Origin of the sequence: Salinicoccus carnicancri Crm (assembly GCF_000330705.1) — a bacterium.
Taxonomy (GTDB): Bacteria; Bacillota; Bacilli; order Staphylococcales; family Salinicoccaceae; genus Salinicoccus; species Salinicoccus carnicancri.
On the sequence record NZ_ANAM01000006.1, the window covers coordinates 298,319 to 320,636 of the forward strand.

The 22,318-nt window shown below is 40.8% G+C and carries 46 protein-coding genes; 42 read left to right on the forward strand and 4 right to left on the reverse strand.

All coding sequences use genetic code 11. From position 1 onward, the window contains the following. Nucleotides 1-39 precede the first annotated feature (39 nt). Together C792_RS0106310 and C792_RS14745 are read left to right on the forward strand one after the other, a co-directional pair. Entirely contained in the window at nucleotides 40-240 is a 201-nt protein-coding gene (locus tag C792_RS0106310; protein ID WP_017548613.1) for a DUF1659 domain-containing protein, read from the forward strand. 26 nt (nucleotides 241-266) lie between these two features. Further along, complete coding sequence (locus tag C792_RS14745) at nucleotides 267-437, forward strand: DUF2922 domain-containing protein (RefSeq protein ID WP_017548614.1); 171 nt, start codon at nucleotides 267-269, stop codon at nucleotides 435-437. Nucleotides 438-445: 8 nt separating this feature from the next. Here the strand turns inward: C792_RS14745 and C792_RS0106320 are convergent, their stop codons facing one another. From C792_RS0106320 to C792_RS14325, 3 genes are read right to left on the reverse strand one after another with little or no spacing between them, the layout of a single operon-like run. Then, nucleotides 446-1,834 (reverse strand): recombinase family protein, encoded by a 1,389-nt coding sequence (locus C792_RS0106320; protein WP_017548615.1) that lies wholly within the window; start codon nucleotides 1,832-1,834, stop codon nucleotides 446-448. A gap of 3 nt (nucleotides 1,835-1,837) precedes the next feature. After that, nucleotides 1,838-2,323 (reverse strand): ImmA/IrrE family metallo-endopeptidase, encoded by a 486-nt coding sequence (locus tag C792_RS0106325; protein ID WP_017548616.1) that lies wholly within the window; start codon nucleotides 2,321-2,323, stop codon nucleotides 1,838-1,840. Nucleotides 2,324-2,338: 15 nt separating this feature from the next. Then, nucleotides 2,339-2,671, reverse strand: a complete 333-nt coding sequence (locus C792_RS14325; RefSeq protein ID WP_017548617.1) for a helix-turn-helix domain-containing protein — start codon at nucleotides 2,669-2,671, stop codon at nucleotides 2,339-2,341. 160 nt (nucleotides 2,672-2,831) lie between these two features. Between C792_RS14325 and C792_RS0106335 the strand changes: the two genes are divergently transcribed. From C792_RS0106335 to C792_RS0106480, 28 genes are all read left to right on the forward strand, one after another. Then, on the forward strand, nucleotides 2,832-3,050 hold the full coding sequence (locus C792_RS0106335; protein ID WP_017548618.1) for a helix-turn-helix domain-containing protein: 219 nt from the start codon (nucleotides 2,832-2,834) through the stop codon (nucleotides 3,048-3,050). A gap of 156 nt (nucleotides 3,051-3,206) precedes the next feature. After that, nucleotides 3,207-3,386, forward strand: a complete 180-nt coding sequence (locus tag C792_RS0106345) for a hypothetical protein (protein WP_017548620.1) — start codon at nucleotides 3,207-3,209, stop codon at nucleotides 3,384-3,386. Then, a complete protein-coding gene (locus tag C792_RS0106350) occupies nucleotides 3,383-3,580 on the forward strand; it encodes a hypothetical protein (protein ID WP_017548621.1) in 198 nt (65 codons plus the stop codon). The genes C792_RS0106345 and C792_RS0106350 overlap by 4 nt, the downstream gene beginning before the upstream one ends. Beyond that, nucleotides 3,577-4,302 (forward strand): phage repressor protein, encoded by a 726-nt coding sequence (locus tag C792_RS0106355; protein ID WP_017548622.1) that lies wholly within the window; start codon nucleotides 3,577-3,579, stop codon nucleotides 4,300-4,302. The genes C792_RS0106350 and C792_RS0106355 overlap by 4 nt, the downstream gene beginning before the upstream one ends. Beyond that, nucleotides 4,295-4,513: a hypothetical protein gene (locus C792_RS0106360; RefSeq protein ID WP_017548623.1), complete on the forward strand. Its 219-nt coding sequence runs from the start codon at nucleotides 4,295-4,297 to the stop codon at nucleotides 4,511-4,513. Before C792_RS0106355 ends, C792_RS0106360 begins: the two co-directional genes overlap by 8 nt. Further along, nucleotides 4,513-4,698, forward strand: a complete 186-nt coding sequence (locus C792_RS0106365; RefSeq protein WP_017548624.1) for a hypothetical protein — start codon at nucleotides 4,513-4,515, stop codon at nucleotides 4,696-4,698. Before C792_RS0106360 ends, C792_RS0106365 begins: the two co-directional genes overlap by 1 nt. Nucleotides 4,699-4,773: 75 nt before the next feature. Then, complete coding sequence (locus C792_RS0106370) at nucleotides 4,774-5,475, forward strand: helix-turn-helix domain-containing protein (protein ID WP_017548625.1); 702 nt, start codon at nucleotides 4,774-4,776, stop codon at nucleotides 5,473-5,475. 8 nt (nucleotides 5,476-5,483) lie between these two features. Then, nucleotides 5,484-5,831, forward strand: coding sequence for a hypothetical protein (locus C792_RS0106375; protein WP_017548626.1), 348 nt, complete (start codon nucleotides 5,484-5,486; stop codon nucleotides 5,829-5,831). After that, complete coding sequence (locus C792_RS14330; RefSeq protein ID WP_017548627.1) at nucleotides 5,824-7,092, forward strand: DnaB-like helicase C-terminal domain-containing protein; 1,269 nt, start codon at nucleotides 5,824-5,826, stop codon at nucleotides 7,090-7,092. The genes C792_RS0106375 and C792_RS14330 overlap by 8 nt, the downstream gene beginning before the upstream one ends. A gap of 5 nt (nucleotides 7,093-7,097) precedes the next feature. Beyond that, complete coding sequence (locus C792_RS0106385) at nucleotides 7,098-7,427, forward strand: hypothetical protein (RefSeq protein ID WP_017548628.1); 330 nt, start codon at nucleotides 7,098-7,100, stop codon at nucleotides 7,425-7,427. Next, entirely contained in the window at nucleotides 7,402-7,638 is a 237-nt protein-coding gene (locus tag C792_RS0106390) for a hypothetical protein (protein WP_017548629.1), read from the forward strand. The genes C792_RS0106385 and C792_RS0106390 overlap by 26 nt, the downstream gene beginning before the upstream one ends. Continuing rightward, nucleotides 7,638-7,838, forward strand: coding sequence for a hypothetical protein (locus C792_RS0106395; RefSeq protein WP_017548630.1), 201 nt, complete (start codon nucleotides 7,638-7,640; stop codon nucleotides 7,836-7,838). Before C792_RS0106390 ends, C792_RS0106395 begins: the two co-directional genes overlap by 1 nt. After that, a complete protein-coding gene (locus C792_RS0106400; protein ID WP_017548631.1) occupies nucleotides 7,835-8,092 on the forward strand; it encodes a hypothetical protein in 258 nt (85 codons plus the stop codon). The genes C792_RS0106395 and C792_RS0106400 overlap by 4 nt, the downstream gene beginning before the upstream one ends. After that, nucleotides 8,093-8,296: a hypothetical protein gene (locus tag C792_RS0106405; RefSeq protein WP_017548632.1), complete on the forward strand. Its 204-nt coding sequence runs from the start codon at nucleotides 8,093-8,095 to the stop codon at nucleotides 8,294-8,296. Continuing rightward, nucleotides 8,293-8,514, forward strand: a complete 222-nt coding sequence (locus C792_RS0106410) for a hypothetical protein (protein WP_017548633.1) — start codon at nucleotides 8,293-8,295, stop codon at nucleotides 8,512-8,514. The genes C792_RS0106405 and C792_RS0106410 overlap by 4 nt, the downstream gene beginning before the upstream one ends. A gap of 12 nt (nucleotides 8,515-8,526) precedes the next feature. Then, nucleotides 8,527-9,039, forward strand: a complete 513-nt coding sequence (locus C792_RS0106415) for a hypothetical protein (RefSeq protein ID WP_017548634.1) — start codon at nucleotides 8,527-8,529, stop codon at nucleotides 9,037-9,039. Continuing rightward, on the forward strand, nucleotides 9,039-9,344 hold the full coding sequence (locus tag C792_RS0106420) for a hypothetical protein (protein WP_017548635.1): 306 nt from the start codon (nucleotides 9,039-9,041) through the stop codon (nucleotides 9,342-9,344). The genes C792_RS0106415 and C792_RS0106420 overlap by 1 nt, the downstream gene beginning before the upstream one ends. Further along, nucleotides 9,341-9,574, forward strand: a complete 234-nt coding sequence (locus tag C792_RS0106425) for a hypothetical protein (RefSeq protein ID WP_017548636.1) — start codon at nucleotides 9,341-9,343, stop codon at nucleotides 9,572-9,574. The genes C792_RS0106420 and C792_RS0106425 overlap by 4 nt, the downstream gene beginning before the upstream one ends. A gap of 1 nt (nucleotide 9,575) precedes the next feature. Beyond that, the gene (locus tag C792_RS14880) at nucleotides 9,576-9,749 is read left to right on the forward strand and encodes a hypothetical protein (RefSeq protein WP_017548637.1); all 174 of its coding nucleotides are present in this window, start codon (nucleotides 9,576-9,578) and stop codon (nucleotides 9,747-9,749) included. A gap of 2 nt (nucleotides 9,750-9,751) precedes the next feature. Then, on the forward strand, nucleotides 9,752-9,973 hold the full coding sequence (locus C792_RS0106435; protein WP_017548638.1) for a hypothetical protein: 222 nt from the start codon (nucleotides 9,752-9,754) through the stop codon (nucleotides 9,971-9,973). After that, a complete protein-coding gene (locus C792_RS0106440; protein WP_017548639.1) occupies nucleotides 9,970-10,158 on the forward strand; it encodes a hypothetical protein in 189 nt (62 codons plus the stop codon). Before C792_RS0106435 ends, C792_RS0106440 begins: the two co-directional genes overlap by 4 nt. Beyond that, nucleotides 10,155-10,619 carry a dUTP diphosphatase gene (gene dut, locus C792_RS0106445; protein WP_017548640.1) on the forward strand — a complete coding sequence of 155 codons (465 nt, stop codon included), beginning with the start codon at nucleotides 10,155-10,157 and terminating at the stop codon, nucleotides 10,617-10,619. The genes C792_RS0106440 and dut overlap by 4 nt, the downstream gene beginning before the upstream one ends. Before the next feature lie 180 nt (nucleotides 10,620-10,799). Then, on the forward strand, nucleotides 10,800-11,258 hold the full coding sequence (locus tag C792_RS0106455; protein WP_017548642.1) for an ArpU family phage packaging/lysis transcriptional regulator: 459 nt from the start codon (nucleotides 10,800-10,802) through the stop codon (nucleotides 11,256-11,258). Continuing rightward, entirely contained in the window at nucleotides 11,255-11,806 is a 552-nt protein-coding gene (locus tag C792_RS0106460; protein WP_017548643.1) for a tyrosine-type recombinase/integrase, read from the forward strand. The genes C792_RS0106455 and C792_RS0106460 overlap by 4 nt, the downstream gene beginning before the upstream one ends. Before the next feature lie 168 nt (nucleotides 11,807-11,974). Then, a complete protein-coding gene (locus tag C792_RS0106465) occupies nucleotides 11,975-12,619 on the forward strand; it encodes a hypothetical protein (RefSeq protein ID WP_017548644.1) in 645 nt (214 codons plus the stop codon). A gap of 5 nt (nucleotides 12,620-12,624) precedes the next feature. Continuing rightward, a complete protein-coding gene (locus C792_RS14335) occupies nucleotides 12,625-12,900 on the forward strand; it encodes a hypothetical protein (protein ID WP_017548645.1) in 276 nt (91 codons plus the stop codon). Then, on the forward strand, nucleotides 12,897-13,058 hold the full coding sequence (locus C792_RS14885) for a hypothetical protein (RefSeq protein WP_017548646.1): 162 nt from the start codon (nucleotides 12,897-12,899) through the stop codon (nucleotides 13,056-13,058). The genes C792_RS14335 and C792_RS14885 overlap by 4 nt, the downstream gene beginning before the upstream one ends. Before the next feature lie 5 nt (nucleotides 13,059-13,063). Then, complete coding sequence (locus C792_RS0106480; RefSeq protein WP_017548647.1) at nucleotides 13,064-13,405, forward strand: hypothetical protein; 342 nt, start codon at nucleotides 13,064-13,066, stop codon at nucleotides 13,403-13,405. Between the two features lie 20 nt (nucleotides 13,406-13,425). Here C792_RS0106480 and C792_RS0106485 read toward each other — a convergent pair whose 3' ends face one another. After that, nucleotides 13,426-14,220 carry a hypothetical protein gene (locus tag C792_RS0106485; protein WP_017548648.1) on the reverse strand — a complete coding sequence of 265 codons (795 nt, stop codon included), beginning with the start codon at nucleotides 14,218-14,220 and terminating at the stop codon, nucleotides 13,426-13,428. Nucleotides 14,221-14,504: 284 nt separating this feature from the next. Between C792_RS0106485 and C792_RS0106490 the strand changes: the two genes are divergently transcribed. From C792_RS0106490 to C792_RS0106545, 12 genes are all read left to right on the forward strand, one after another. After that, nucleotides 14,505-14,849 (forward strand): HNH endonuclease, encoded by a 345-nt coding sequence (locus C792_RS0106490; protein WP_017548649.1) that lies wholly within the window; start codon nucleotides 14,505-14,507, stop codon nucleotides 14,847-14,849. A 21-nt stretch (nucleotides 14,850-14,870) separates the two neighbouring features. Next, complete coding sequence (locus tag C792_RS14890; RefSeq protein ID WP_017548650.1) at nucleotides 14,871-15,044, forward strand: hypothetical protein; 174 nt, start codon at nucleotides 14,871-14,873, stop codon at nucleotides 15,042-15,044. 181 nt (nucleotides 15,045-15,225) lie between these two features. Next, nucleotides 15,226-15,609, forward strand: coding sequence for a hypothetical protein (locus tag C792_RS0106500; RefSeq protein WP_017548651.1), 384 nt, complete (start codon nucleotides 15,226-15,228; stop codon nucleotides 15,607-15,609). Continuing rightward, entirely contained in the window at nucleotides 15,609-17,327 is a 1,719-nt protein-coding gene (locus C792_RS0106505) for a terminase large subunit (RefSeq protein ID WP_017548652.1), read from the forward strand. The genes C792_RS0106500 and C792_RS0106505 overlap by 1 nt, the downstream gene beginning before the upstream one ends. Before the next feature lie 14 nt (nucleotides 17,328-17,341). Further along, nucleotides 17,342-18,607, forward strand: a complete 1,266-nt coding sequence (locus C792_RS0106510; RefSeq protein WP_017548653.1) for a phage portal protein — start codon at nucleotides 17,342-17,344, stop codon at nucleotides 18,605-18,607. Beyond that, nucleotides 18,585-19,235, forward strand: a complete 651-nt coding sequence (locus tag C792_RS0106515) for an HK97 family phage prohead protease (protein WP_017548654.1) — start codon at nucleotides 18,585-18,587, stop codon at nucleotides 19,233-19,235. The genes C792_RS0106510 and C792_RS0106515 overlap by 23 nt, the downstream gene beginning before the upstream one ends. Next, on the forward strand, nucleotides 19,228-20,478 hold the full coding sequence (locus C792_RS0106520; protein WP_017548655.1) for a phage major capsid protein: 1,251 nt from the start codon (nucleotides 19,228-19,230) through the stop codon (nucleotides 20,476-20,478). The genes C792_RS0106515 and C792_RS0106520 overlap by 8 nt, the downstream gene beginning before the upstream one ends. A gap of 172 nt (nucleotides 20,479-20,650) precedes the next feature. Then, nucleotides 20,651-20,890 carry a hypothetical protein gene (locus tag C792_RS0106525; protein WP_017548656.1) on the forward strand — a complete coding sequence of 80 codons (240 nt, stop codon included), beginning with the start codon at nucleotides 20,651-20,653 and terminating at the stop codon, nucleotides 20,888-20,890. Between the two features lie 2 nt (nucleotides 20,891-20,892). Further along, nucleotides 20,893-21,183 carry a head-tail connector protein gene (locus tag C792_RS14340; protein WP_017548657.1) on the forward strand — a complete coding sequence of 97 codons (291 nt, stop codon included), beginning with the start codon at nucleotides 20,893-20,895 and terminating at the stop codon, nucleotides 21,181-21,183. Beyond that, nucleotides 21,167-21,523 (forward strand): head-tail adaptor protein, encoded by a 357-nt coding sequence (locus C792_RS0106535; RefSeq protein ID WP_017548658.1) that lies wholly within the window; start codon nucleotides 21,167-21,169, stop codon nucleotides 21,521-21,523. Before C792_RS14340 ends, C792_RS0106535 begins: the two co-directional genes overlap by 17 nt. After that, nucleotides 21,520-21,915: a hypothetical protein gene (locus tag C792_RS0106540; RefSeq protein WP_017548659.1), complete on the forward strand. Its 396-nt coding sequence runs from the start codon at nucleotides 21,520-21,522 to the stop codon at nucleotides 21,913-21,915. Before C792_RS0106535 ends, C792_RS0106540 begins: the two co-directional genes overlap by 4 nt. After that, complete coding sequence (locus C792_RS0106545; RefSeq protein ID WP_017548660.1) at nucleotides 21,912-22,307, forward strand: hypothetical protein; 396 nt, start codon at nucleotides 21,912-21,914, stop codon at nucleotides 22,305-22,307. The genes C792_RS0106540 and C792_RS0106545 overlap by 4 nt, the downstream gene beginning before the upstream one ends. Nucleotides 22,308-22,318: the final 11 nt, after the last annotated feature.

Sequence of the window (22,318 nt, forward strand, 5' to 3'; positions counted from 1 at the left end):
AATTTGTGTCGATATATGGTGTGAAAGGAGGTGGAACACATGATCAAGAGCCTGAGTGCAAAGTTCTATTTCATTGAAGTCGACGGTGAAGGTGAGGAAAGGCTGCGTTTCAGATCCGTGAGGAACCTGGATACGAACGCAACGGATGCGGATATCAACACGCTTGCTGATATATACCAGAATCTGAGCAATGATTTCTATCCGACAGTGGAAAAAGAAGAAGTGTATGTAATCAAGTAGATTCAAAATCAGAGGAGGAATAATGAATGGATAAGAAACTGGTTGTTGTATTCAACACAGATGCAGACCGCCGTTTTACACTCAACATCAGCAATCCGGCTGATGATCTGACTGAGGAGACGCTCCTGCAGGAAGCAGGTCGCCTCATCTCCACCAATGCGCTCGCACCGACGCAGGGCAAGCCGGTATCAGTATAAACAGACCCTCAAAGTGTGAAATTATAGTAAATTTTAATATCGTTATTATCTATAACGATACGATCGATTAAAATATTTAACATATTACTCAATTCGGCATTACTGATATTCCTGAAATCAGTTGTTTGCAGTTTGTTCAACTCTTTTGCAGCAAGATCATTTTTGGGTTCATAATTTTTAAGGTTCTCTTCTACTGCTTTTTTCTCTTTGTTCAGTTTCTCCATCCTAGCATTTAATATATCTATCTGGATTGCGCCATCAATATACAAATCTGTTACCCTTTCAATTTGCTTAGTAATTTCTTTTAACTTATTTTTATAGACAGCGATTGTGTCATTATCTTCAAAGTGTTTTTCAAAATCTAAATCTTCAGATCTCAATTTATCAAGTTGAGTAAAAACTAATTCATGAAGTATATCAGCTCTGTGATTTTTGTTCATACATTTCTGCCTTTCTGGATATTTAGCGGCAGCAAATCTTCCAAAACAAGAATAGTAATCATATCTTCCTGGTCTATTTTTAGATGAAGGACGACTAGTATAATTTTTTCCGCACCAATCACACTTTATTAATCCTCTCAGAACAAAATTGGAGTCTTTTATCTTTGGTGTTCTGACTCTTCTTTTATCCCGGAATATTTGGACCATATCAAAAGTGTCTTTTGATACAATTCCTTCATGCTCTCCTTCATACTCCTTATTACTATGTTTGATTCGTCCGGCATAGAAAGAATTTTTCAATATAGCTGTCACCCGAGTATGATCTGGGAATATGTCGCCAAATTTTTGGTTAATGATATTTCTTATTTTAGTTGCACCATGTCCATCAAGATATAATGTATATACTTCTTTAACGATCTCAGCTTCGTATGGTTCAATAATCCAGTGCTTGTCTTTTCGTCTATAACCAAAAATTGTTCCCTGAGTATTACCACCGCCGTTCCAGCGTCCGAGTTTAGCGTTCTGTTCCTTACCCATCATTATGCGCTCTCTGATATTCTCTCGCTCTAGTTGAGCAAATACAGAGAGTATACCGATCATTGCCCGCCCGAAGGCTGTAGAGGTATCAAATGACTCGCTAATCGATATGAGAGAGGCTTCATACCGATTAAATACTTCTTCAATTAAGTGGAGAGTATCTTTTTGAGAACGGCTCAATCTATCCAATTTATAAACTAAAATAGATGAAATCTGACCTTGTTTTACATCTCTGATTAATCGTTGCATCTCGGGTCTATTTAATGATGCTCCTGAGTAACCATCATCTTTATAAACTTCAATGTTTGATAAGTCTTTTGCTTCCGCAAAAGCTCTTAAACGATTTTCTTGTCCTGCTATGGAGTGTCCATTTTCTGCTTGTTCTTTCGTTGATACTCTTATGTATAATGCAGTTTTCATAGATTATACCTCCTCTATATTCAAAGGTTCAAATTCGATTAGATAACCGTCATATTTAACGTAGGCACCAAATTGTTTTTTATAATCTTCAATCGCATCTTTAAAATATGTACGATCTATTTCAAGGTGAAGACATATCGCATACATGTCTCCCCAGTGTCCACTTTTATAACATTCAATTAATCGCTCTAAAGGCATAATTAACTTAACACCGTATCGTCTGGCCCTGACTTCTTGACGTGCTGAATCTAAATTGAATCTCTTTCCTTTATAATGAGTAATATCTCCATATGACGTAGCATGGTGTCCTAGCTCTTCAGCCAGAATACCGTTTTGTAAGTAATAATTTAAACGCCCGTCTATGACGATATTTCCATGTGGTATTTCCGTATCTCTTTCATATAAACCAGTCAATCCTTTCGGCATATCATAATCTACGTCAATTTCAACTTTTGGAAAATATGAAAGCAGTCTTTCTTTTGTTTGCATATAATCACTCCGAAGTTATTTTTTCTTTCTTCTTTGTTTTCTATATTTAATGTAGTCTAATATTTCTTCCATCTCTTCTTCGGTTACATCTTCATCAATATGAGCAGCAATCGTTTGGACACTTTCGTTTTCTTCCATTTCATTCGATTCTGTCCATCCCATTAAATATGCCGGAGAAGTTCTCAGCTTTTTTGCAATCTTCTCTAATGTGACAGCTGGCATTTTTTCTATATCTCCGTTTTCATACCTAAATATAGTAGCGCGCGAAACACCAGCAGCGATTGCTAAATCATCAGCGTTAATGTCCAATTGTTTTCTACGATGTTTGATCCTATCTCCAATATTCATTGAGCATTCCTCCTATTAATGAATCAAGTATATATTTAATGTTGCATAATTGCAACAAAGTAAATCTCATTTTTGCGATTTTATGTTTGACTTTGTATCCTGTTATGGTAAGATTATATTTAATAAGTCGCATAAATGCGATTTATAGGAGGTGTAACTAATGATTAATACATCAAAGCTGAAAGGCATAATAGTAGAAAAAGGAACCTCCCAAGAAGAAGTAGCTGAAGCCATTGGTATAAATCGTGCTACTTTCTATAGGAAGATGAAAAGAGGAGGAGTTAATTTCACAATTGGTGAAATTCAAAAGATGGTGGAAGTCATTCCACTTACTAATGAAGAAGCAATGTCTATTTTTTTTAATACTAAAGTCGCATAAATGCGATTAATAAAAGAGGTGAATATAGATGATGAAAAATGAGCTTAACGTATCAACTTATGATAAAGCCGGCACTCCTATTAATCTCGAAGAGGTGATGATACCGAATGACCTCGCACGAAAAATACTCACTATTTTGAGAAAGGAATTAGTCAGATGACTCTAAAACACTGGCTCATTACATTCGCCATAGCAATGTTCTTCTTCGCTGGAGTATTCGATCTCATCACACCGGAAGTCGTCGCCTGGATGCTGCTCATTTCATTCCTGGCTATTGCGCTCACAAGCATTTTTTCGGAAGTAAAAATAACCGATTGGAGGATTGATAAGAAATGATATTCACAGAAGTGAGTAATGAACAGTTCGAGGAACAATGCGAAACAATGATTTTTTCCAACCTCATCCACGGTACTGATTACAGCACATCTTACGAAACTCTCAACACAACAAAATTGTACGGTCACATGATATTCAGCAGTAAAGCAGAAGCAATGGCGTATCTGAAAAATAAAGGAGTGGCAGTGGAATGAACCCATTACAAGTATTCGATTTTGAAAACCAGAATGTACGAACAGTAGTAATAAAGGATGAACCTCACTTTATTGGTAGAGACGTTGCATCGATTCTTGGATATGCAAATTCAAGGGATGCGTTAACTCGACATGTAGATGAGGAGGACAGGGGAGTAGCGAAGCTCGACACCCCTGGAGGCAAGCAGAATCAAACAATCATTAATGAATCCGGACTTTACAGTCTCATTTTTGCAAGCAGACTTGATTCGGCTAAACGATTCAAACGCTGGGTGACATCTGAAGTGCTTCCGGCCATTCGTAAAACAGGGAGCTATGAAGTGACGAAAGATCCTCTGGAAATTATGAAATTGAGTATGAAGGCACTCGAACAGACCAATGAGGATGTGAAATCACTCAAAAGTGATGTGACGTATCTGAAAGATGAAGTGAAACTGGAAGTTGGAGAATATAACTTTCTCAGCAAGCATATAAACAGAGTGGTTAGAGAGACCATTTCAACCTTTGCATATGCCAATAACAATGAAGTGCGGTCTGAATTATATAAAGATATCAATAGTGGTGTGAACCAGGTAACAGGCGTGAAGACACGATCTCAATTAAAGCAGAAGCACTTTGATACAGCGTTTGATTTTATCAACCAATGGACGCCTTCCACAGCTACCAGGATGAAGGTCAAGCAGCTCACTATGAACCTCAATGAGGAGGCTGTCAATGATTAAAGAAATTGAAGCACTGAATGCTGACACAGGCACACTGGAACATTACGAGCTGCACAAGGTCAATTACAAAAAGAAAAACGGTGAGATTGATTCAGTGGAGCTCTTTCAAAACGGCAGTCTCGAAACGTATGTAAAAACAGGCAATGCGATTTTTTATTCAGACTATAAGGCAATCAGCATACCAGCGTATCAATTGAAGGGGGTTAGATGATGACTCTGAAAGAGAAAAAGGAAGTGCTCATAAACGATCTGAATCAGCAGGTAGCGCGACTGGATAAAGGCATTGATCGATGCGAAAAAGAAATTTCTAAGTACATGAAAGAAATCGAGAGTTATAAAGAAAATCGTCAATCGACACTTTCGCTACTGCACGAAATTAGAAAGATTAAGGCATAAAAAAACGTACTGATAGAGGTCAGTACGTCAGATAAAAACACACTTTTATTATAGCACGTCATGGAGGAAATGAGTATGGAAAATCATCCGAGCTACTTTGGGTTCATTACTGCTGAGGTCAGGTACGATGCTGATCTCACTGGTGATGAAAAGATATTATACGCTGAAATCACTGCCTTATCGAATAAGCATGGTTATTGCTACGCATCAAATGATTATTTCGCAAAGCTTTTCAGTGTAACTGATGTAACAGTCTCCAGGAGATTAAAGAAGCTAAAAGCAAGAGGTTACATCAATATCACTTATAAAAGAAATGGCACTGTAGTCACCAATCGAAAGATTTATCCATTAACACAAACGATAACGGCCGTTAACAATACTGATAATGGACCGTTAACAGATGAGGCAACGGCCGTTAACAGAACTGTTAAAGAGAATAATATAACTAGTAATAATATAACTAAGAATAAAATAACTAATAAAGAACATGAGCGTTTTGAGGACTTCTGGAATCTTTATAAAAAGAAAAAGAAAAGACCTCAAGCCATAAGAGCTTTCAATACAGCTATTCAAAATCACAGTTACGAAGATATTGAAAAAGGAGTCGTCTCTTATCTGAAAAGTATCAAGATAGGCGATGAAAGATATCAGGCGCATCCAGCTACATTCTTAAATAATGAGATGTATATGGACGATCACGACTATATCAAAGGCAATCTTTATGAATCCTCTGGAGAGAGTGCACCAGGCGACGATGATTTCCTGAATGGACTGTAGGTGATGATGTGGACAAAGAGGAAGCGAAAACAGTAATACGGACCATCAGAGCGTATTATCCGAACTTCATGGCAGACAACGATAGAGAGGTCGCACGGATCTGGATGTATAAACTCATGAAGGGCAATTTTGAAATGACGATGGCGAAGCTGGACCATTACGCAGAAAAAGAAACATTTGCTCCAAAGCTTGCCCATATCTTATATATCGAACCGAAAGAAAAAGTAGACAGTGAAATGATCGCATCCATCGAACAGGTTGAAAGAGAAAAGTCTGATCCTGAGCTCTCCCGGCAGCGTGATGAAAAACTAAAGAAACTCAGCGTATTGCTCAAGGGAGGTGCATCAGATGAATGAAATCGCAAACTTTACAGATGTGGAGTACTTCGAGAAGACAGTGCTGGCCAAAGCGTTGCTGTTTCCTGAACTGCGTAAACAGTTGCGGTTGCTTCCGGAATACTTCGATGATAACCGACATGGCGCAATCGCGAATAAACTGCAGAGTGACCTCGCATTTGATAAGCATCAGTTGATCAGTGAAGCCGTGAAGCTTCCAGAAGTATATGGAAATTATGATTTTGTCAGTCAGATTGCTTTTTTGGATATACCGACGGATAAAGGGTTCATTGGAGACCAGGAACAGGTCCTGAAGCATTACAAACATAGAGAAATTGCTAAGACAATGGATGCCTACACACAGGATCCCAGTTTCGATAACAGTATGGCCATGAGAAATAAGATTGACCATCTGGAACAGATTGACCTGGAGCAGGGCGATAAGAAGTTAGATACTCTCGCACAGGTATTCGATAGCCTCTATGAAGAAAATGCCACAACAATCATAAAGACCGGCATCGATGCAGTGGACAACCTGATTTCATTCGAACCGGCCCAGGTTAACATCATTGCCGGACGGCCTTCAATGGGTAAGACAGCTCTGGCATTGCAGATGGCATTGAATGTGGCAGACGAAACCACGCAGGTCATATTTTTCTCGCTTGAAACATCTGAAATCAAACTGACACATCGGATTCTTTCGAACATGTCCGGCGTACATCTTGAAAAATTCAAACAGCCGAGCAAAAGCATGACCAACGAGGACATTGATAAAGTCATCGCAGCCATTGAAATCTATCATGGCGCAAATATAAAAATAATAGATGATGCAAGGGTGAGCCCAAATCATATCAGGGCAGAAGCCAATAACATTCCTGAGGGCATGAATGGTGTGATATTCATCGACTACTTAACACTTATGAAATCGGATAATAAACATCACGATAAACGCCAAGAGGTCGAAGAGATATCCAGAGAATTGAAGATCATTGCCAAAGAACAGAATGTGACCATCAACGCATTATCTCAACTCTCCCGGGGACCTGAGAGCCGGCAGGACAAACGGCCGCTCATGAGCGACCTGAGGGAATCAGGACAGGTCGAACAGGATGCTGATATCGTCGCCCTGTGCTACCGGGATGATTATTACCTTAGAGATGAAGAAGAGAACCCCTCAGAGGGCAGCCAACTTGAAGTGATCATCTCCAAGAACAAAGATGGCGCGACCGGCACAGCACTGACGCAATTCTTCAAAACGACGCAAAGAATATTTACAGGGTGATGGGTATGCAGACAATCACAGACACATTGCAATCATTTGAGGAAATCATCCGCGAGGCGAACAATGATGCAGCAGTAAGGACCTTCACAGTCTATAAGTACTCATTGCTCTACCTGGTGCAGACAGACAAGCTTCAGATGAACGACAAGGCGGAGAAATTCATGGAAGGGTATTTGGAGGACTTCGCCACATACGACCACTACAAAGTGGCTCAGGCATATCTCATGAGAAACCAACGCCCTTTATTAAACTATACGCAATCTATTTATCACGGTGCCGGCGCTTGCCCGTGGCCAAGGAGGCATACAAATGGATTACAAAGAAGTGACCAATGAAGAATTTGAAACACTCTATGAACATATAAATCAACAAGAAGAAGATACATTGTACGCTTCAGATTTCGGCTCACACTACGAAGTAATGGACTTTGCAGAGGAATACGCCACTTTCAAATTTGAGGACGGCAGAGAAGCTAAGAGAGCCATTTCAGAGCGTTATCCATCCTGTAGGTTACAAGAACAAATAAATCTATTCGAGGTGATCTAATGAATATTAAACAGGGAGATAAATTTCAATATGAAAATACTAACGGTGATCAGGAAACAGTGGAAATCATTTCTACTATAGGTGACCATGTCGGCTACAAGCATATACAAGGGAGGTCGGCTTCCACAAGTATCCATGAGGACTTCTTTCAGCAACTGATAAAGAATGGCTACTTCAAGAGAATGGGGGAGGATGCATGAAGACTTTCAATCAAATAACTAAAAGTGAACTGTATGAAGAATATATTCACATGAAACGTCAGATCGAGTGGCTTCAGAAAAGATTGACACAGCAACATGAAGAGTTTCTACCACCAGAAATCAGAGACGAGCTACAGAGGCTGAATAAAGAGAATCATGACCTGACGGTGGAAACCAGACGATTGACAGCTGTAGTGAATGATTTGAGAAAAGAGTTGGCAGAGTATCAGAAAGATATCACGTGGGTCATGTAGATGCTATTCAGAGGACTCCTGAACCGCCGGCACATCTATAAAGCCGGCAAGCGATTTGCCACCATGATACCAGGCGCAGATGACGTGTTGATACTGCCGAACAAATACCAGGACGTTATCGCATATGAGAGTTTCGAGCTATGTTATCAGCATTACGAACGATGGTTAAAAGAAAATCATTTTGAAGAGAGGGATCCGGAATGAAAACCACACCGAACCTAATCAGCGGTGAATTGATGATCATTGAAAAACAAATGAGACACCACATACATGATTCATACGCTCGCATGTACTCCAAAGCATTCTACGATAAACACTTCGTCAAAGCACTTGGAAGACAGCTCACATATAAGCACATGGATAAAAACATTAATGTGTCTGCAACAGAAGATGATTACATCCTGGAAGTGAAACCAATATAAGGAGGTAAGGCGATGACAACTTTAGGTATTATATGGCTCATATGTCTATTGTGGATGACGGTGTCATTAATATTCTACCGTCCCAGAAAAATGGGCGGTCTGTATGACCATAAGCTGATTAAAGACCGGACTAAAACGAACTTTAATTTAATAGCGCTATATTTCAATCTTCGGAATGGAGAATTTATCGATAAAGATTTTCTGACTCGATTCAAACCCCTCACACCGCTCCAAAAGGAAATCCGGGAGGAAGAGCGCACCATTAAGCAGCTTGAAGCACAGAGAGCGGATATGGAGCGACTGGAGGAGCTGGTCCGGAAGAGAGTAATGTTGTTTGAGGAAGTGGGAGACAAGCATGTTGAGGGTGCAGGAGTGAGACTTACCAGCCACATAGTTGAACCGGATGGAATCACACATCAAAACACTTATTTCTGCCACAGATGTGAGAAGAATAAAACGTTGAACATGATGACTAAAGAAAATCCAATGATGCTTATCTGTAAAAAATGTGAGGAGGAAATTTAATGACCTACCAAACAAAATGCAAAGCCGACGGCTCATGTGTCGAACGCATAGACAGTCAGGCGGAGTCAATCAAGGCATATCAGGATGAGATTAACAGACTACGCACAATCGTGGAAAAAAAGACCGAAGCGATGGACAGGGCGGTTAAGCAGATTACGAATTGCCGGAAGTCGAGGCAAAGACTGTTCAACGAGAACAGCGGCCTGAAAGAGCGTATACGCAAGTTGGAGCGTCGTCAGCCGGTCGTGCTGCGGGAGGATGCTAACTGGGATTCAAGGCCGAGAGAGGAGTCGTGGGAGTTGTGATTACATTACTCACTTCCGCCGCCGTGCTACTGAACGTATTACTGCTGCTCATTTGCACGGTGTGCATGATGGAGATAAAAGAAAGGATTGATAAACGCCCGATCAATCAAAACACCGTGAATCCAATTCCGTGGATGTCAAGCAATACCAGAGAACACTCCGGACCCACAAAAGCGGAGGAAGAATTTTATTTCGGAGATGATGATAAGAAGAATAAGGGGGACGAATAGCATGACAACAGTAAAAGAAATGATGCAATTTCAGGAAGTTATCAATACCAAAGAATCGTTAAAGGTTAAAAAAGTAATTACTAAAGATGACCATGAATTTCTGGAGCTAAAAGATGAGCACAATAACAAAATCGAAATGAAATTCTATCCGGGATTTTATGAGGAGGACGAGTGAAAATGAGAACAGAAACAATCAATGCGGTCTTGGAACATTCCAAGAAAGACTTGACTTTAGATGACGTTGCGCACCTTTTTGAAGACGATGCTGATTTGGAGGACTTTATAGATGAGTATGATATTGAATTGAGAATGTTCTTGTCTAAAGTGATTCCCGAGGTCATGCAAAGGCTGAAAATGAGAATGGTATTTGCCAACTCTGGCGAGGAGGGCAATCAATGAACAAACACGTTGAAGAATTCAAAACAGATATGAGGATTAAATTAAACGATGCAAAGGAAACTCTAAAAGACAGAAGTAAACAAAGAGAGCATTACGAAAGGCTTGAAAAAGAAAGCCAAGAAGAAATTAAAATTATTGAAGAGTCATTACTCGTTATAGATACAGGGGAGGATTATCTGGCATGAACCAACTCAAAATAAAGAAACTCCATCCGGATGCGATGATTCCGACGAGGAGTCATCCACACGATGCGGGATTGGATTTATACGCACTGGAGGATACTAGAATACACAATGGGACTGTAGTATTAGTAAAAACAGGTATAGCAATAGATATACCGGAAGGTTATGAAGCTCAAGTCAGACCACGTTCTGGAATGACGCTTAAAACACCACTGCAAGTGCAACTTGGGACAATCGATTGTGGCTATGCAGGTGATGTTGGGGTGATAGTTAGAAGTTTCAAGAAACCGTCCGGCGGTGACCTAGTTTATAGACCGACAGATTATTTTGAAGACATTGAAGCAGGTGACAAGATAGCCCAACTCGTCATCAGTCCAATCGTCACGCCATCAGTTGAAATAGTGGAGGAATTTGAAAGTGAATCAGCAAGAGGCACAAACGGATTCGGATCAACAGGGAAGTAATATCCTGGAACAGGTCAAAGAAATATTAGGCAGGTGATATATGAACATCGGCGCTGCACTTGCACTGATCACTGTACTGTTTTGCATCTGGATCATCATACTCGTCATTATCGGAAACAATATGAATAAGTAAGGGAGCAGCGTCAACGCTCCTTTTCATCACATGAAGGAGGAAACTCAATGCTGCAGTTAGATATTCAAGATTTGGACTTTTTTGCCACTCGGGATGCGGTCTACGATTTACTCAAAGAATATAGAAAACTACTCATGATCGTTCCTGTGAGGGACATGCCATCAGTGACTCAATCATTCAGCTTCATTCCACCGTGCACCAATAAAAGCATGAACAGCATTGAGCAGTCTGCAGAGCGCAATATACGCAGGCAGCAGTTATTACAGAAACGGAATGAATTGATGGATAAACTGCATCATGCGATAGAGGAGCTCAAACCTTATGAAAAGCATATCATCGTGTATTCGCAGATGCAGGAAGACAAGATGATGGATGTAGACATCTATACCGAATTGGGCATCAGTCGTACCAAATACTACGAATTAAAGAATGATGCAATCGTCCGTCTGGCATTCTATCTGGGCATTGAGGTCTATGAAAGTGGAAAGGAGGATGACTATGCATGAACTTCGTTGAACCCATACGCAATACGGACATGATTGAAGCCATATTGAAGCATTTGAAGAATAAAAATGAACGGGACTACATCATGTTCCTCATCGGAATTTATTCCGGCCTGAGGATTTCAGACATACTCCAGCTGCGAGTGGAGCACATACACACAAATGACATACGGATCCGGGAGAAGAAGACAGGTAAGCAACGGAAGATTGTGTTGAATCGGCGACTGAAAGGGCCACTGCTTGAATACATCGAAGGCAAGGATAGCTGGGAGTATCTCATAAAGAGCCGTGAGGGCTTCAATCAGCCCATCCGGAGGGATAGAGCTTATCGCATCGTGAAAGACCTGGAGAACTACTTCCGGATGGATGCAGTGGGCACACATACACTGAGGAAGACGTTCGGCTATCACTATTACCAAGCCACGAAGGACGTGGGGACGCTGCAGAAGATATTCAACCATTCGCATCCTAACGTAACCCTGCAGTACATCGGGATCATCCAGGACGATATCGACACGGCCATGCGGGATTTCAAGTACACATACGACTAAAAGCATCACTTTAGTCGTATCTCTTTTAGCCGTCAGTGATTCATAATGCGACAACGTGTTTCTCATGTTTTGAGGGTATGGGCTCACACCTTATGTATCAAGGCGTTTAAGCGTTATTACCAGAAATACAGAATATAAGATATGTATTACTCAAGGGAGGATAAAGGAATGAATATAAATTTAAAAGAGTATCCAGTAATAAACTCACTGATAGAGGATGAAGGTTGCAGAATAACTTATGAAGAATCTGGAAGTTTGAAGGGTGATTTTAAAATTAGTTATCGTCTGGAATCATCAAGAGGCCGAAGAATTTCAGATGCATCTTCAATAGTTTCTAAAGAAAAGGCACTCAATTCTTTGGAACAGAGAGTGAGAAAGAAGATGAATGAAGAATATGATGATGCACGTCCATTCGATAATCTCCGAAAAGACATAAGAAGAATTAATTTGCTTCATGAAACAAAGCGTGGAAGTCATCCACAAGTCGGCGGTTATAGTGACCCAATGACATCGTGGGGAATAAACGAAGTAACAGATGTAGAAGAAACTGATGTAGAAATCAATCTCGGTGGCGCGGGTAACGTCATCATCAAATTTGATGCATTGAAAGATGGTAGCGGAGTATTAGTCAGTTCACAAGGCATCAGCGGTTTCTTCTTGAAGAACAGTATTGGGTTAGTGCTCGAAGCGATAGCCAGTTATTTATATGTAGACAAAGAAATTAGAAAAGCAGAAATGCAGAAGAAGATGGAACAATCAAGAACATATCAAAGACAGTTTAAGAATGCTTTAAAAAAAGCTAAGGGAGAGTGAGCAGGATGCCTAATATAACCCTTAAATTAAGCGAGGAAACATTATTCCAATTACTTCATGCAACCGCGCAATCCAGTTGTGGATATTTCACGTCATACGATGATAAGCCAATTCCCTTATCAATGTTACACTGCTGTGATTATAACGAGACGGTACACAAGTTATTAGAGCAACTGGCCGATTTAAAATTTGAGGATGAAGATAATAAAGAGTATTACGAGATATTGAAAAAAGAATATGCCGATACGCTTCGGGATTTGAATGGGAGTGATTCCGATTGAGGATATTCATCTGCGGAGTAATAGCTGCCCTGATCATCGGATTTGCATGGGGAGTGTTCATACCGGACGACGAATATCTAGAGTTAGGGAATCAAGCAGTTATTGCAGCATTCATTTGTGGGGCAGCATCACAAGCGATTAAACAATTTAAGGAGTGAGTAGAATGCAGATAAGAGACATCGACTTGATGATTAAGATATTAGATAACCCGATACGATATGAGGGAATACAAGAAGATTGGCATACTTCATACCAGTTATATCTGTTAGCTGATATGGGTTACATCGACGCAACGGTAGTAACAGTTGGCAGCGATAAAGAAATCTATTCTAATATTAAAGTCTCGTCAGTTGGTAAAGATTTCGTTTTTTTATTGGGCAACCGAAATATTTATAGAGCAGTTGATATAAGATTGAAGAGCAAAGGTTACAGCATTAAAAAAATGAACTTCGACATAATATTGAGGTTGGCAAAGAAAGAAATAGAGGAAATATTATATAAATAGAAACATTAAAGATGAAGAGATTATTTCTCCTCTTCATCTTTATCATATTCTTTAATATATTTTTTTGATGCTTTCCTTATAGGTTCTTCCCATGTAGAAAATAATAGATAGAAAAGATTTGTATCAGTAACAGATGTGTATATTAATATTCCCATGCTAAAATACAAATATCCTTTAGAAGCAGCTAATATTAACCAACGTTTAAGCTGATCGATATCAATATACTTATATGTTTCATCATCTAAGTCATCGACTGTTAACATAGATGTTTGGTAAATAAAAGTCCTACTCATCATTTCAGAAACATTATACATATCTTTTAGTGCATCGCTGATCGACGTAAGTGCTTTAGTATTCAAATTATTCAATGTTTCTTGCATTATAGAAGAACTTGATTGAATACGATTAATGAAGTCACTGTCAAATGAGCTTATTGTGGTAAGTGTAGGTGTTAAATTAACGGTTACTCTTTGATAAGAATTGATAGATGATGCTATTTTACTAAGGTAATCTGTATTAATCGCTTGACTAATAGCTCTCAAGTTTTCCGAATTAATCTTTTGTATATTATCAAAAGCATCTCTTGCCGCATTGAATGCAGGCATACTTTTTTGCATATTCATAGCAGTACTCATTCTATTCATAAAGGCTTGATTTTCTCTAATACCCTTTTCTATACTTTTGACTGGATTGACGATATTCGGGGTGATTCTTTTAGATATACTTTCTTTTTTAAGAATAGACTTATAGCAAACCAAACGATCTCTTGTCTGTCCATCTACCAAATTCCTTATTGGAACTTCAAAGCGCGACACATCATCATCTCCTTCATTGTTACCTTAATTATACATGCTAGTTCACCTTCCTCAATCATATAGTGTAAAAACTCGGACTTTTCCCGGACTTTCTGCGGACTATTTATGTACTTTAAATGAACACATTGCCGGCGCATACTCTTTATAATAGTAAGTGTAGTTGTATATCTACAGACCGTCTTGGGTACACTGTCACACACATTGTAAGACCGGGATGATTTCCATACTCACACTGAAGCTCACATGATCTGTGGGCTTCATCATTAATAGATAGGGTGATGCATATGTCTAACCGTAGACCACAAGAGTATGACTGGTTCTATCGTAAGCCTGCATGGTTGAAGCTAAGGCAGATGGCATTGAGTAGGGACAATGGACTGTGTGTCAGATGCTATAAACAGGGCAGGATAAAGAAGGCTGATGTGGTACATCACATCGTCTACCTTACTCAAGATATACAGAAGGGACTGGACCTGAACAACCTTGAGTGTCTGTGTCATGCTTGCCACAATGAAGAGCATGATGAACGATGGACAGGTAAGAAGTCCAAGTGGAAGAAGAACAGACGAAAGGGTTTGATGTTCAATGATGATGGTGACATCGTTGAAGAACATGAAATGATTTATTAAATCATAAAAGGAATGATTGATATGTCTAATCAATTGAAATCATTTAATGAGGAAACGAAAGAAGAAATCAAGTTAGATATGTTAAGAAGAACAGATAAGTTGATAAGTCTAATGATCATTAGAGTAAAAAAGTATCATGATCCTGAATTAGCTAAAGCAACAGCAAAGCTAATCGAATCAGCAAGCAAACTATAAAAAGAAAAGTAAAAGGTACCCCCCAGGTCTGAAAAACAAATCGAGGTCCGGGGGACCGAGATGGGGGACCATCAGAAAACACAAAGGGTCGCGCATGACCCCCCTCCCCAAATTGAGGACGATTCGCCAAATTATGGCTGGATCGTTCTTTTTATTTTTCCTTGAAAGGTGGTGAGAAGATGTGGTGACAAGAGCTAAAAAGACGAAAGAACAGCGGATTAGAACGGAATACAACCGAATAAAGAAAAGTTATAAACCGTTGCCAAAAGAGACACTGAACGTTGTCGAAGGTTTGATGCGCAGGGCGGCTTTTATGCGGGTTTCTCTGGAAGATATGGAAGAAGACCTCATGGAAAACGGCTCAGTTGAGTTATTTTCACAATCAGAAAGCCAAAAACCCTATGAAAGACAACGCCCGATGGCTCAATTGTATAACTCAATGAACGCAAACTATCAGAAGATTATCAGAGAGCTATCTTCTCACTTGCCGAAGGAGATTCAAGAGAAAATGGACAGCCCAGAAGACATCATGACGCGCTTTGCAAACATGCGAGGTGATGATTGATGACCGTTAAAACTAATATCAGTGATGAACTGAAAATATATCCACTCAATTACAATCCTATCCTGGAATATTGGAAACGGATTGAAAATGATGAAGAAATCGTCGGGGATAAAATCAAACGGCTTTATAAGAAGCTGGTCGATGATACCCATGATACGGATGGTCGATGGATGTATGATCCTAAACGGGGCAATCATCCGATTGAGTTTATAGAATCATTCTGCCGTCATTCCAAAGGTAAATGGGCCGGACAGAAAATTGAGTTGGAGCTCTGGCAAAAGGCGGGCATCGCTGCTGCATTTGGATTTGTGGACCGTATTGATAAACGTCGTAAATTCCAGGAAGTATTATGGATTGTTGCCCGTAAAAATGGAAAATCCACATTGGCCTCCGGTATTGCGCTTTATCTGATGATAGCAGACCAGGAAGGCGGTCCTGAAGTCTATGCTGCGGCAAGTAAAAAGGACCAGGCGAAGATTGTATGGAATGATGCGAAACGGATGGTTAAAAAATCTCCGTATCTCTCAAAAATTATAAAATCTCGAGTTTCTGATATGATTTCAAACTTCAATGACGGTGCATTTGTGCCACTCGGTCGTGATAGTGATACGCTCGATGGTTTGAACGTCCACGGTGCAATGATGGATGAAATTCATGCCTGGAAGATGATGGACCTCTACGATGTTATTTATGATGGTACTTCCGCGCGTGATAATCCAATGATTTTTGCAATAACCACCGCAGGTACGATAAGAGAAAGTGTATATGATATCAAATATGAAGAAGCTGAGAACATCATCAATGGTTTTGGAGATGAAGAAGGATATGAAAATGAGCGCTTCCTCCCCATTATCTACGAGTTGGATGAACGGAAGGAATGGACGGACCCAGGGGCGCATAAAAAAGCGAATCCAGGTCTCGGTACCATCAAACGTGCAGATCAATTACTCAATAAAATGAATAAAGCCATTAATAATCCTTTGTTGGTATCGAATCTACTGACGAAGGATTTTAATATACCAGCCACATCATCTGAAGCATGGCTCACATTTGAGCAGGCGAACAATAAGACGAAGTACGACATCGAAGAGATCCGTCCTTCTTATGCAATCGGGGGCAGTGACTTATCGAGCAATGTCGACTTGACGGCGGCGTGTGTTTTATTCCGAATACCGAATGATGAACACTATTACTTCAAGCATATGTACTGGATGCCGGAGGACCTGGTGGAACAAAGGGTGCGGGAGGACAAGATTCCATATGATAAATGGATTGAGCTTGGCTATGTCCGAACAACGCCCGGCAATAAGGTCCATTATGAGCATGTGGCAGACTGGTTTGATGAATTGAAAGAAGAATATGACCTCTACACCCCTTGGCATGGATATGATGCATGGTCAGCTGAATATTATGTGGAAGACATGAAAATGCGCAATGGTGGAGAGTCCATGGAAAAGGTCATACAAGGCAAAAAGACATTGAGTGGGCCGATGTTCCAGCTGGGTGCTGATTTGGAAAAGAAATTGATTGTCTACGATAATAATCCGGTAACAAAATGGTGTCTGACGAATACTTCAGTAGACATTGATAAAAATGGCAACATCCAACCAGACAAAGGGAAATCTCAGCGCAGGCGGATTGATGGTACTGCTGCAATGTTGAATGCCTATGTCGTCTATGACAGGCGACAGGAAGAGTATATGAACCTAATTTCCTAGAAAGGGGTGAAACGGTGGGTATTTTCGACAAAATATTTAAAACAGACAAGAAATTGATTGATAATCATGTGGCTCAAACGCAATTCAAGCTGATGAATGACTTTATTCCAATTTTTAATGAAATTGTGGATCCATACGAGTCGGCAACAGCGAGGAAAGCCATTCATACGATTGCTACCCATGCTGCCAAACTAAATGGCCGGCATATTCGACAGACGAGTGATGACAAGATTGAGCATAACGATAATTTGACCTATCTGCTGGGTGTCCGGCCAAATACATTCATGAGTGCATTTGATATGCAGTACAAAGTAGTTACAACGCTCCTACTGAGAAACAACGCCTTTATATATATCGACAGGAACAAAGAAGGGAAAATCATTGGATTTCATCCGGTCAATAATAAGAATTTCGAGATGATGGAATACCAGGGTGAGCTATATATTAAGTTTGAATTTCCTAATGGCAATAAATTCACTGCCCATTATGATGATTTCATTCATTTGAGGCGGTATTTTAATGATCATGACTTGCTTGGTTCCAGTAACAAGCCGATTCAGAACAAAATCCAAGTGATCCAGACGTCTGATGATTCAGTAGTCAATGCAGTGAAGCAATCCTCATTTCTCAGAGGAATCCTGAAGTACAATACCATGTTGAAAGAGGAGGATGTGAAGAAGCATAGGGACACATTCATCCGGGAGTACATGGACATCGAAGATCAGTCCGGTGTGGCCGCCCTCGATGCCAAAGCAGATTACAAAGAACTCAGTAACGAGCCGAAAATGACTAATGAAGCGCAGATGAAGTTCTTTGAAGAAGACATGCTGTCCTATTTCAATCTGAATACGAGCATTGTCAATTCGGACTATACAGAGGACCAGTGGAATGCCTTTTATGAAAGTGTCTTGGAGCCCATTGCGCTTCAGATGTCCCAAGAATTTACGAATAAAGTATTTACACGGAATGAGCAGAATTATGGTAATGAAATTTTATTCGATTCAAATAGAATCCAGTATGCATCTGTAAGAACGAAAATCGCACTCGTACAGTACATTTCTCCGTTGGGTGCATTGCGCTTGAACGAAGTAAGAGAGATGTTCAATCTGCCACCGATTGAAGGTGGGGACAAGATACTGCAATCCCTTAACTATGTGGACGCCACCAAGGCTGAACAGTATCAGAATGTTGATAAAAATGAGAAAGACGACATTAAAGATATGAATGACGATATTGATAATCCTGGAGGGGATCTAAATGACGACAAAGGAAAAGGTTAAACGTGAAAAACAGTTAAGACAGATGGAAGTCCGGCTGGCAGATGACGCAGTAGAACAGGATAAGATGATCGTTGAAGGTTATGCTGTTCGGTTCAATGATCCGGCAGTTCTTTGGACAGATGAATTCGGAAATGAATATAAGGAAATTATCGCCCGAGGCGCATTGGATGGCGCTGATCTATCTGATGTGCCTTTTAAATATAACCATTCAAACGAGACGATGATCATGGCGCGTACCCGTAATAATACGCTGCAGCTCACAATTGATGAATTTGGTTTGTTCATCCGCGCCGAGCTCGCAGACACATCTACAGGTAGAGATCTGTACACGTTAATCAAACGGGGCGACATCGATAAGATGAGCTTCGCTTTCACTGTGTTGGAGGACACATATGACCGCGATGCGCGTACCCGCACGATTAATAAGATTGACAAGCTGTTTGATGTTGCCGCAGTGGATTTCCCTGCATATGAAAGCACATCAATCAGTGCTCGAAGTTTCTTCGAACTGGAGAGGGAGAAGGAGGAAGCCCTGGAGAGGGATGCAGAGTCAAAACGTCAATTGGATATTCAACAACGCGAAAAACTAAAACTTAAATTAAAACTAGGAGGACTTGAACATGAATAGACTTAATGAAATTCTAGCACGTAAAAAAGAAATCAGAACGGCGCTTGACGGAGAAGAAAAGGTGGACTTTGAGAAATTGAATGCAGAAATCGATGAACTAGATAAAGAGCAACGCTCTATTGAGAAACGCCAGGAGGTGGCAAACCGTCTGAATAACGAAAATCTTGAAGGACGGAAGATTGTGACACCGGAAAACGATGAAAAAAACCAACGCGGCGGTAATAAGAACGTGATGCAAATGAGATGGAGCGAAGCAGTAGAATCTCCTGAATATCGCAGTGCCTGGTCAAAAGAAATGATGGGCAATAAGCTCACGAATGAAGAACGTGAATTAATGGATCACGTCAATACAGAATACCGTGCGGATTTCACTCACACGACTGAAAACAGTGAAGTGTTGATTCCGAAAACGATTGCTGACGGTATCTGGAAACAGGCTGAGGAAGTTTCTGCACTCTGGGCGGCAGTCAGAAAGCTACGCGTGCGCGGGAACCTTACTTTGATTACTGGTGAGAAGAGTGACAACGCTCGATTCTACGATGAGAATACGAAAGTTGAAACGGATGAGCTGAAATTCGGCGAGCTTAACTTGACTGGCCACGAGCTTGCGAAAGCCGTCGCCGTTTCCTGGAAACTCAAAAAGATGTCTGTTGAAGAATTTGTCAACTACATTGTCACTGAAATCGGTACGCGCATGGGTGAGGCGCTGTCCTACTCTGTATATGAAGGTAAAGGGAATGCACCGACTGACGGATCTAAACCAGAGCCAACAGGTATTAAAACGGCACTGCTTGCTGAAACTGATACGCCACGTGTCCTGGATGCAGCGACTGCCGGAGAACTGGTTTACACAGACCTTACTGGACTTCGTGCAGCGGTTAAATCAGTATATGCGCCTGGCTCCACAATCTACGCCAACAGCCTGACTGTATGGAACGTACTTGCAAATATCGTTGATGGTGTGGGTCGTCCACTGTTTATGGCTGATGCTATGAATGGTGGCGTTGGTCGCATCCTTGGCGTGTCTGTAGTCGAAGACGCTGGTATTCCAGAGGGTGAAATCCTTGTAGGTAATCTACAGCAAGGGTACACAGCAAACATCAACGAGGACATCACAATGTACACTGAAGACCATGTGAGAGAGCGTATTACGGATTACATGGGCTATGCCATTGTGGACGGTGCACCAAAGGACACTGAAGCATTCGCTATCCTGCGAGTCGGTGAAGCGCCTGTAGCATAAATGAGGGCATCCGTGAGGGTGCTCTTTTATTTTATAGAAGGGGATGATGGTTCTGTTTAACTATATAGCAGTTAATTGCCGATATGGCAGAAAGGAGCTCTGATCCACCTTATCTCGTATGGCACTAACGATAAAGTGCCTTTTATTATCCAAAATTTGAGGAGGAATATAAATGGCTAACGAAAGACAATATGAACGCAGAGTTGTGAAGGGCTTCCGAGGCAAAGAGGAAAACGAAAAATTGTTTGTTCGCAACTCCAAATTCAGAGGATCTAAAAAGCGTGTAGACGAGCTGACCAAAAAAGGACATCTCGCTGAAGTGGAAACGGCAGTTCCAAAGAACGACAAAGTGGAGACTGCATCTGCAAAAACTGAAACTAAAAAGGCGGCCAATAAAAAAGAGGGTGAATAATCATGAAGGTATCGCTCGAAGAAATGAAAGAGTTTTTACTCATTGACGGTACGCACCAGGATGCTGTTATTACAGGACTGATTGAAGCCTCTGAAGCCGAATTGTATGGATCTGGAGTAAGAGATATGGCTGAGGGAGATAAACTCTATCCACTGTATAAACTGGCAATTAAAATACTGGTGTCCAGATACTTCGAGGACCGGGGACAGATGGAGAAAACGAATGTCAACATGGATTATTTGATATCTAAGCTATCCATGTATCGAGGTGAAGAAAGTGCCGATAAACTTTAATGATCTAACCAACCGCGTCACTTTCTATACAACCGATTCCGGTGGATTTCTGCCCAGTGATGGAGAAGAAACGAAATATTATTCATGCTACGCTGCGATTGACAATGTATGGCTGAAAGACATTGAAATGGCAAAGTCGAACAATACGCTGAACGATGTAACTGTAAAAATCCGTGAAACGCAAGGTGAGTATGTCATCACTGATGAAATGACATTTACCATTGATGGTAGATACTACAGAGATGCCAAAGGGAATCCTAAAAAATTCAACATTAAAAGTGTGCAGCCGGATTATCAGGATCATCGCTTTGCAATCATCATCGGGGAGGCGGTCACATGAGCGGGAAAATAACCGGTTTCGATGACATGATGAAGGAAATTGAAATACGTCTGGGCCGTCCTGCAATGGAAAAGAAGGCGTCTGAAGTATTGCTTCCTGCTGCTGAAATTCCATATAAGAATATGCAGCGCAGCATGGAGAGTTTCAAAGACACCGGGGCTTCTATTCGAGAGATGAAGATTTCCAGTGTGCAGACAAGCCGTGGAAAGGTGATTGTCCGGATTTACTGGCAAGGGCCCAGGGATCGTTACAAGCTCATTCATCTCAACGAGCATGGCTATACCCGAAATGGCAAGCGGTACAGCCCGCCGGGGATCGGAAAGATTGCCGGCGCCATGCGGTCCAGTGAGAAACCATACTTTGATGAAGTGCAAAGGGGGCTGAATCGATGATTTTTATTTCTGAAATCCAGCAAAGGCTCTTGGAGTCTCCTTTGATTGTTGAAAAGGTGGGACCACGGATCTATGGATACCGAGCGGGAGAAAACAATGACACCTCTAATTTATATGTAATCATTCGACCTCTTGGGCCTCCGGCTCCTGAAAAGCCTGTGAGCGATAATTTCATGGCTGAGAGCCACCTGGTCAAAGTAGACGTGGAAGGCGCAGATCTGTTGGATGTACAGGCTGTACAAAACGAAATACGAAAGATCATGCACTCATTCGGTCTCAGGCAAATGCCTGATGGTCTGGATGAGTTTTTTGATGCGACAAAACACTATGTGGACAGTCGTAATTACTCGGGTATCCCGAATGAATTTTATTACAAATCAAAATTGATATAGGAGGAATTATA

What these genes read in the sequence shown, in the direction of transcription:
- C792_RS0106310 (WP_017548613.1), top strand. Translation starts at nt 40, where the DNA reads ATGATCAAGAGCCTGAGTGCAAAGTTCTATTTCATTGAAGTCGACGGT.
- C792_RS14745 (WP_017548614.1), top strand. Translation starts at nt 267, where the DNA reads ATGGATAAGAAACTGGTTGTTGTATTCAACACAGATGCAGACCGCCGT.
- C792_RS0106320 (WP_017548615.1), bottom strand. Translation starts at nt 1,834, where the DNA reads ATGAAAACTGCATTATACATAAGAGTATCAACGAAAGAACAAGCAGAA.
- C792_RS0106325 (WP_017548616.1), bottom strand. Translation starts at nt 2,323, where the DNA reads ATGCAAACAAAAGAAAGACTGCTTTCATATTTTCCAAAAGTTGAAATT.
- C792_RS14325 (WP_017548617.1), bottom strand. Translation starts at nt 2,671, where the DNA reads ATGAATATTGGAGATAGGATCAAACATCGTAGAAAACAATTGGACATT.
- C792_RS0106335 (WP_017548618.1), top strand. Translation starts at nt 2,832, where the DNA reads ATGATTAATACATCAAAGCTGAAAGGCATAATAGTAGAAAAAGGAACC.
- C792_RS0106345 (WP_017548620.1), top strand. Translation starts at nt 3,207, where the DNA reads ATGACTCTAAAACACTGGCTCATTACATTCGCCATAGCAATGTTCTTC.
- C792_RS0106350 (WP_017548621.1), top strand. Translation starts at nt 3,383, where the DNA reads ATGATATTCACAGAAGTGAGTAATGAACAGTTCGAGGAACAATGCGAA.
- C792_RS0106355 (WP_017548622.1), top strand. Translation starts at nt 3,577, where the DNA reads ATGAACCCATTACAAGTATTCGATTTTGAAAACCAGAATGTACGAACA.
- C792_RS0106360 (WP_017548623.1), top strand. Translation starts at nt 4,295, where the DNA reads ATGATTAAAGAAATTGAAGCACTGAATGCTGACACAGGCACACTGGAA.
- C792_RS0106365 (WP_017548624.1), top strand. Translation starts at nt 4,513, where the DNA reads ATGACTCTGAAAGAGAAAAAGGAAGTGCTCATAAACGATCTGAATCAG.
- C792_RS0106370 (WP_017548625.1), top strand. Translation starts at nt 4,774, where the DNA reads ATGGAAAATCATCCGAGCTACTTTGGGTTCATTACTGCTGAGGTCAGG.
- C792_RS14330 (WP_017548627.1), top strand. Translation starts at nt 5,824, where the DNA reads ATGAATGAAATCGCAAACTTTACAGATGTGGAGTACTTCGAGAAGACA.
- C792_RS0106385 (WP_017548628.1), top strand. Translation starts at nt 7,098, where the DNA reads ATGCAGACAATCACAGACACATTGCAATCATTTGAGGAAATCATCCGC.
- C792_RS0106390 (WP_017548629.1), top strand. Translation starts at nt 7,402, where the DNA reads ATGGATTACAAAGAAGTGACCAATGAAGAATTTGAAACACTCTATGAA.
- C792_RS0106395 (WP_017548630.1), top strand. Translation starts at nt 7,638, where the DNA reads ATGAATATTAAACAGGGAGATAAATTTCAATATGAAAATACTAACGGT.
- C792_RS0106400 (WP_017548631.1), top strand. Translation starts at nt 7,835, where the DNA reads ATGAAGACTTTCAATCAAATAACTAAAAGTGAACTGTATGAAGAATAT.
- C792_RS0106405 (WP_017548632.1), top strand. Translation starts at nt 8,093, where the DNA reads ATGCTATTCAGAGGACTCCTGAACCGCCGGCACATCTATAAAGCCGGC.
- C792_RS0106410 (WP_017548633.1), top strand. Translation starts at nt 8,293, where the DNA reads ATGAAAACCACACCGAACCTAATCAGCGGTGAATTGATGATCATTGAA.
- C792_RS0106415 (WP_017548634.1), top strand. Translation starts at nt 8,527, where the DNA reads ATGACAACTTTAGGTATTATATGGCTCATATGTCTATTGTGGATGACG.
- C792_RS0106420 (WP_017548635.1), top strand. Translation starts at nt 9,039, where the DNA reads ATGACCTACCAAACAAAATGCAAAGCCGACGGCTCATGTGTCGAACGC.
- C792_RS14880 (WP_017548637.1), top strand. Translation starts at nt 9,576, where the DNA reads ATGACAACAGTAAAAGAAATGATGCAATTTCAGGAAGTTATCAATACC.
- C792_RS0106435 (WP_017548638.1), top strand. Translation starts at nt 9,752, where the DNA reads ATGAGAACAGAAACAATCAATGCGGTCTTGGAACATTCCAAGAAAGAC.
- C792_RS0106440 (WP_017548639.1), top strand. Translation starts at nt 9,970, where the DNA reads ATGAACAAACACGTTGAAGAATTCAAAACAGATATGAGGATTAAATTA.
- dut (WP_017548640.1), top strand. Translation starts at nt 10,155, where the DNA reads ATGAACCAACTCAAAATAAAGAAACTCCATCCGGATGCGATGATTCCG.
- C792_RS0106455 (WP_017548642.1), top strand. Translation starts at nt 10,800, where the DNA reads ATGCTGCAGTTAGATATTCAAGATTTGGACTTTTTTGCCACTCGGGAT.
- C792_RS0106460 (WP_017548643.1), top strand. Translation starts at nt 11,255, where the DNA reads ATGAACTTCGTTGAACCCATACGCAATACGGACATGATTGAAGCCATA.
- C792_RS0106465 (WP_017548644.1), top strand. Translation starts at nt 11,975, where the DNA reads ATGAATATAAATTTAAAAGAGTATCCAGTAATAAACTCACTGATAGAG.
- C792_RS14335 (WP_017548645.1), top strand. Translation starts at nt 12,625, where the DNA reads ATGCCTAATATAACCCTTAAATTAAGCGAGGAAACATTATTCCAATTA.
- C792_RS0106480 (WP_017548647.1), top strand. Translation starts at nt 13,064, where the DNA reads ATGCAGATAAGAGACATCGACTTGATGATTAAGATATTAGATAACCCG.
- C792_RS0106490 (WP_017548649.1), top strand. Translation starts at nt 14,505, where the DNA reads ATGTCTAACCGTAGACCACAAGAGTATGACTGGTTCTATCGTAAGCCT.
- C792_RS14890 (WP_017548650.1), top strand. Translation starts at nt 14,871, where the DNA reads ATGTCTAATCAATTGAAATCATTTAATGAGGAAACGAAAGAAGAAATC.
- C792_RS0106505 (WP_017548652.1), top strand. Translation starts at nt 15,609, where the DNA reads ATGACCGTTAAAACTAATATCAGTGATGAACTGAAAATATATCCACTC.
- C792_RS0106515 (WP_017548654.1), top strand. Translation starts at nt 18,585, where the DNA reads ATGACGACAAAGGAAAAGGTTAAACGTGAAAAACAGTTAAGACAGATG.
- C792_RS0106520 (WP_017548655.1), top strand. Translation starts at nt 19,228, where the DNA reads ATGAATAGACTTAATGAAATTCTAGCACGTAAAAAAGAAATCAGAACG.
- C792_RS0106525 (WP_017548656.1), top strand. Translation starts at nt 20,651, where the DNA reads ATGGCTAACGAAAGACAATATGAACGCAGAGTTGTGAAGGGCTTCCGA.
- C792_RS14340 (WP_017548657.1), top strand. Translation starts at nt 20,893, where the DNA reads ATGAAGGTATCGCTCGAAGAAATGAAAGAGTTTTTACTCATTGACGGT.
- C792_RS0106540 (WP_017548659.1), top strand. Translation starts at nt 21,520, where the DNA reads ATGAGCGGGAAAATAACCGGTTTCGATGACATGATGAAGGAAATTGAA.
- C792_RS0106545 (WP_017548660.1), top strand. Translation starts at nt 21,912, where the DNA reads ATGATTTTTATTTCTGAAATCCAGCAAAGGCTCTTGGAGTCTCCTTTG.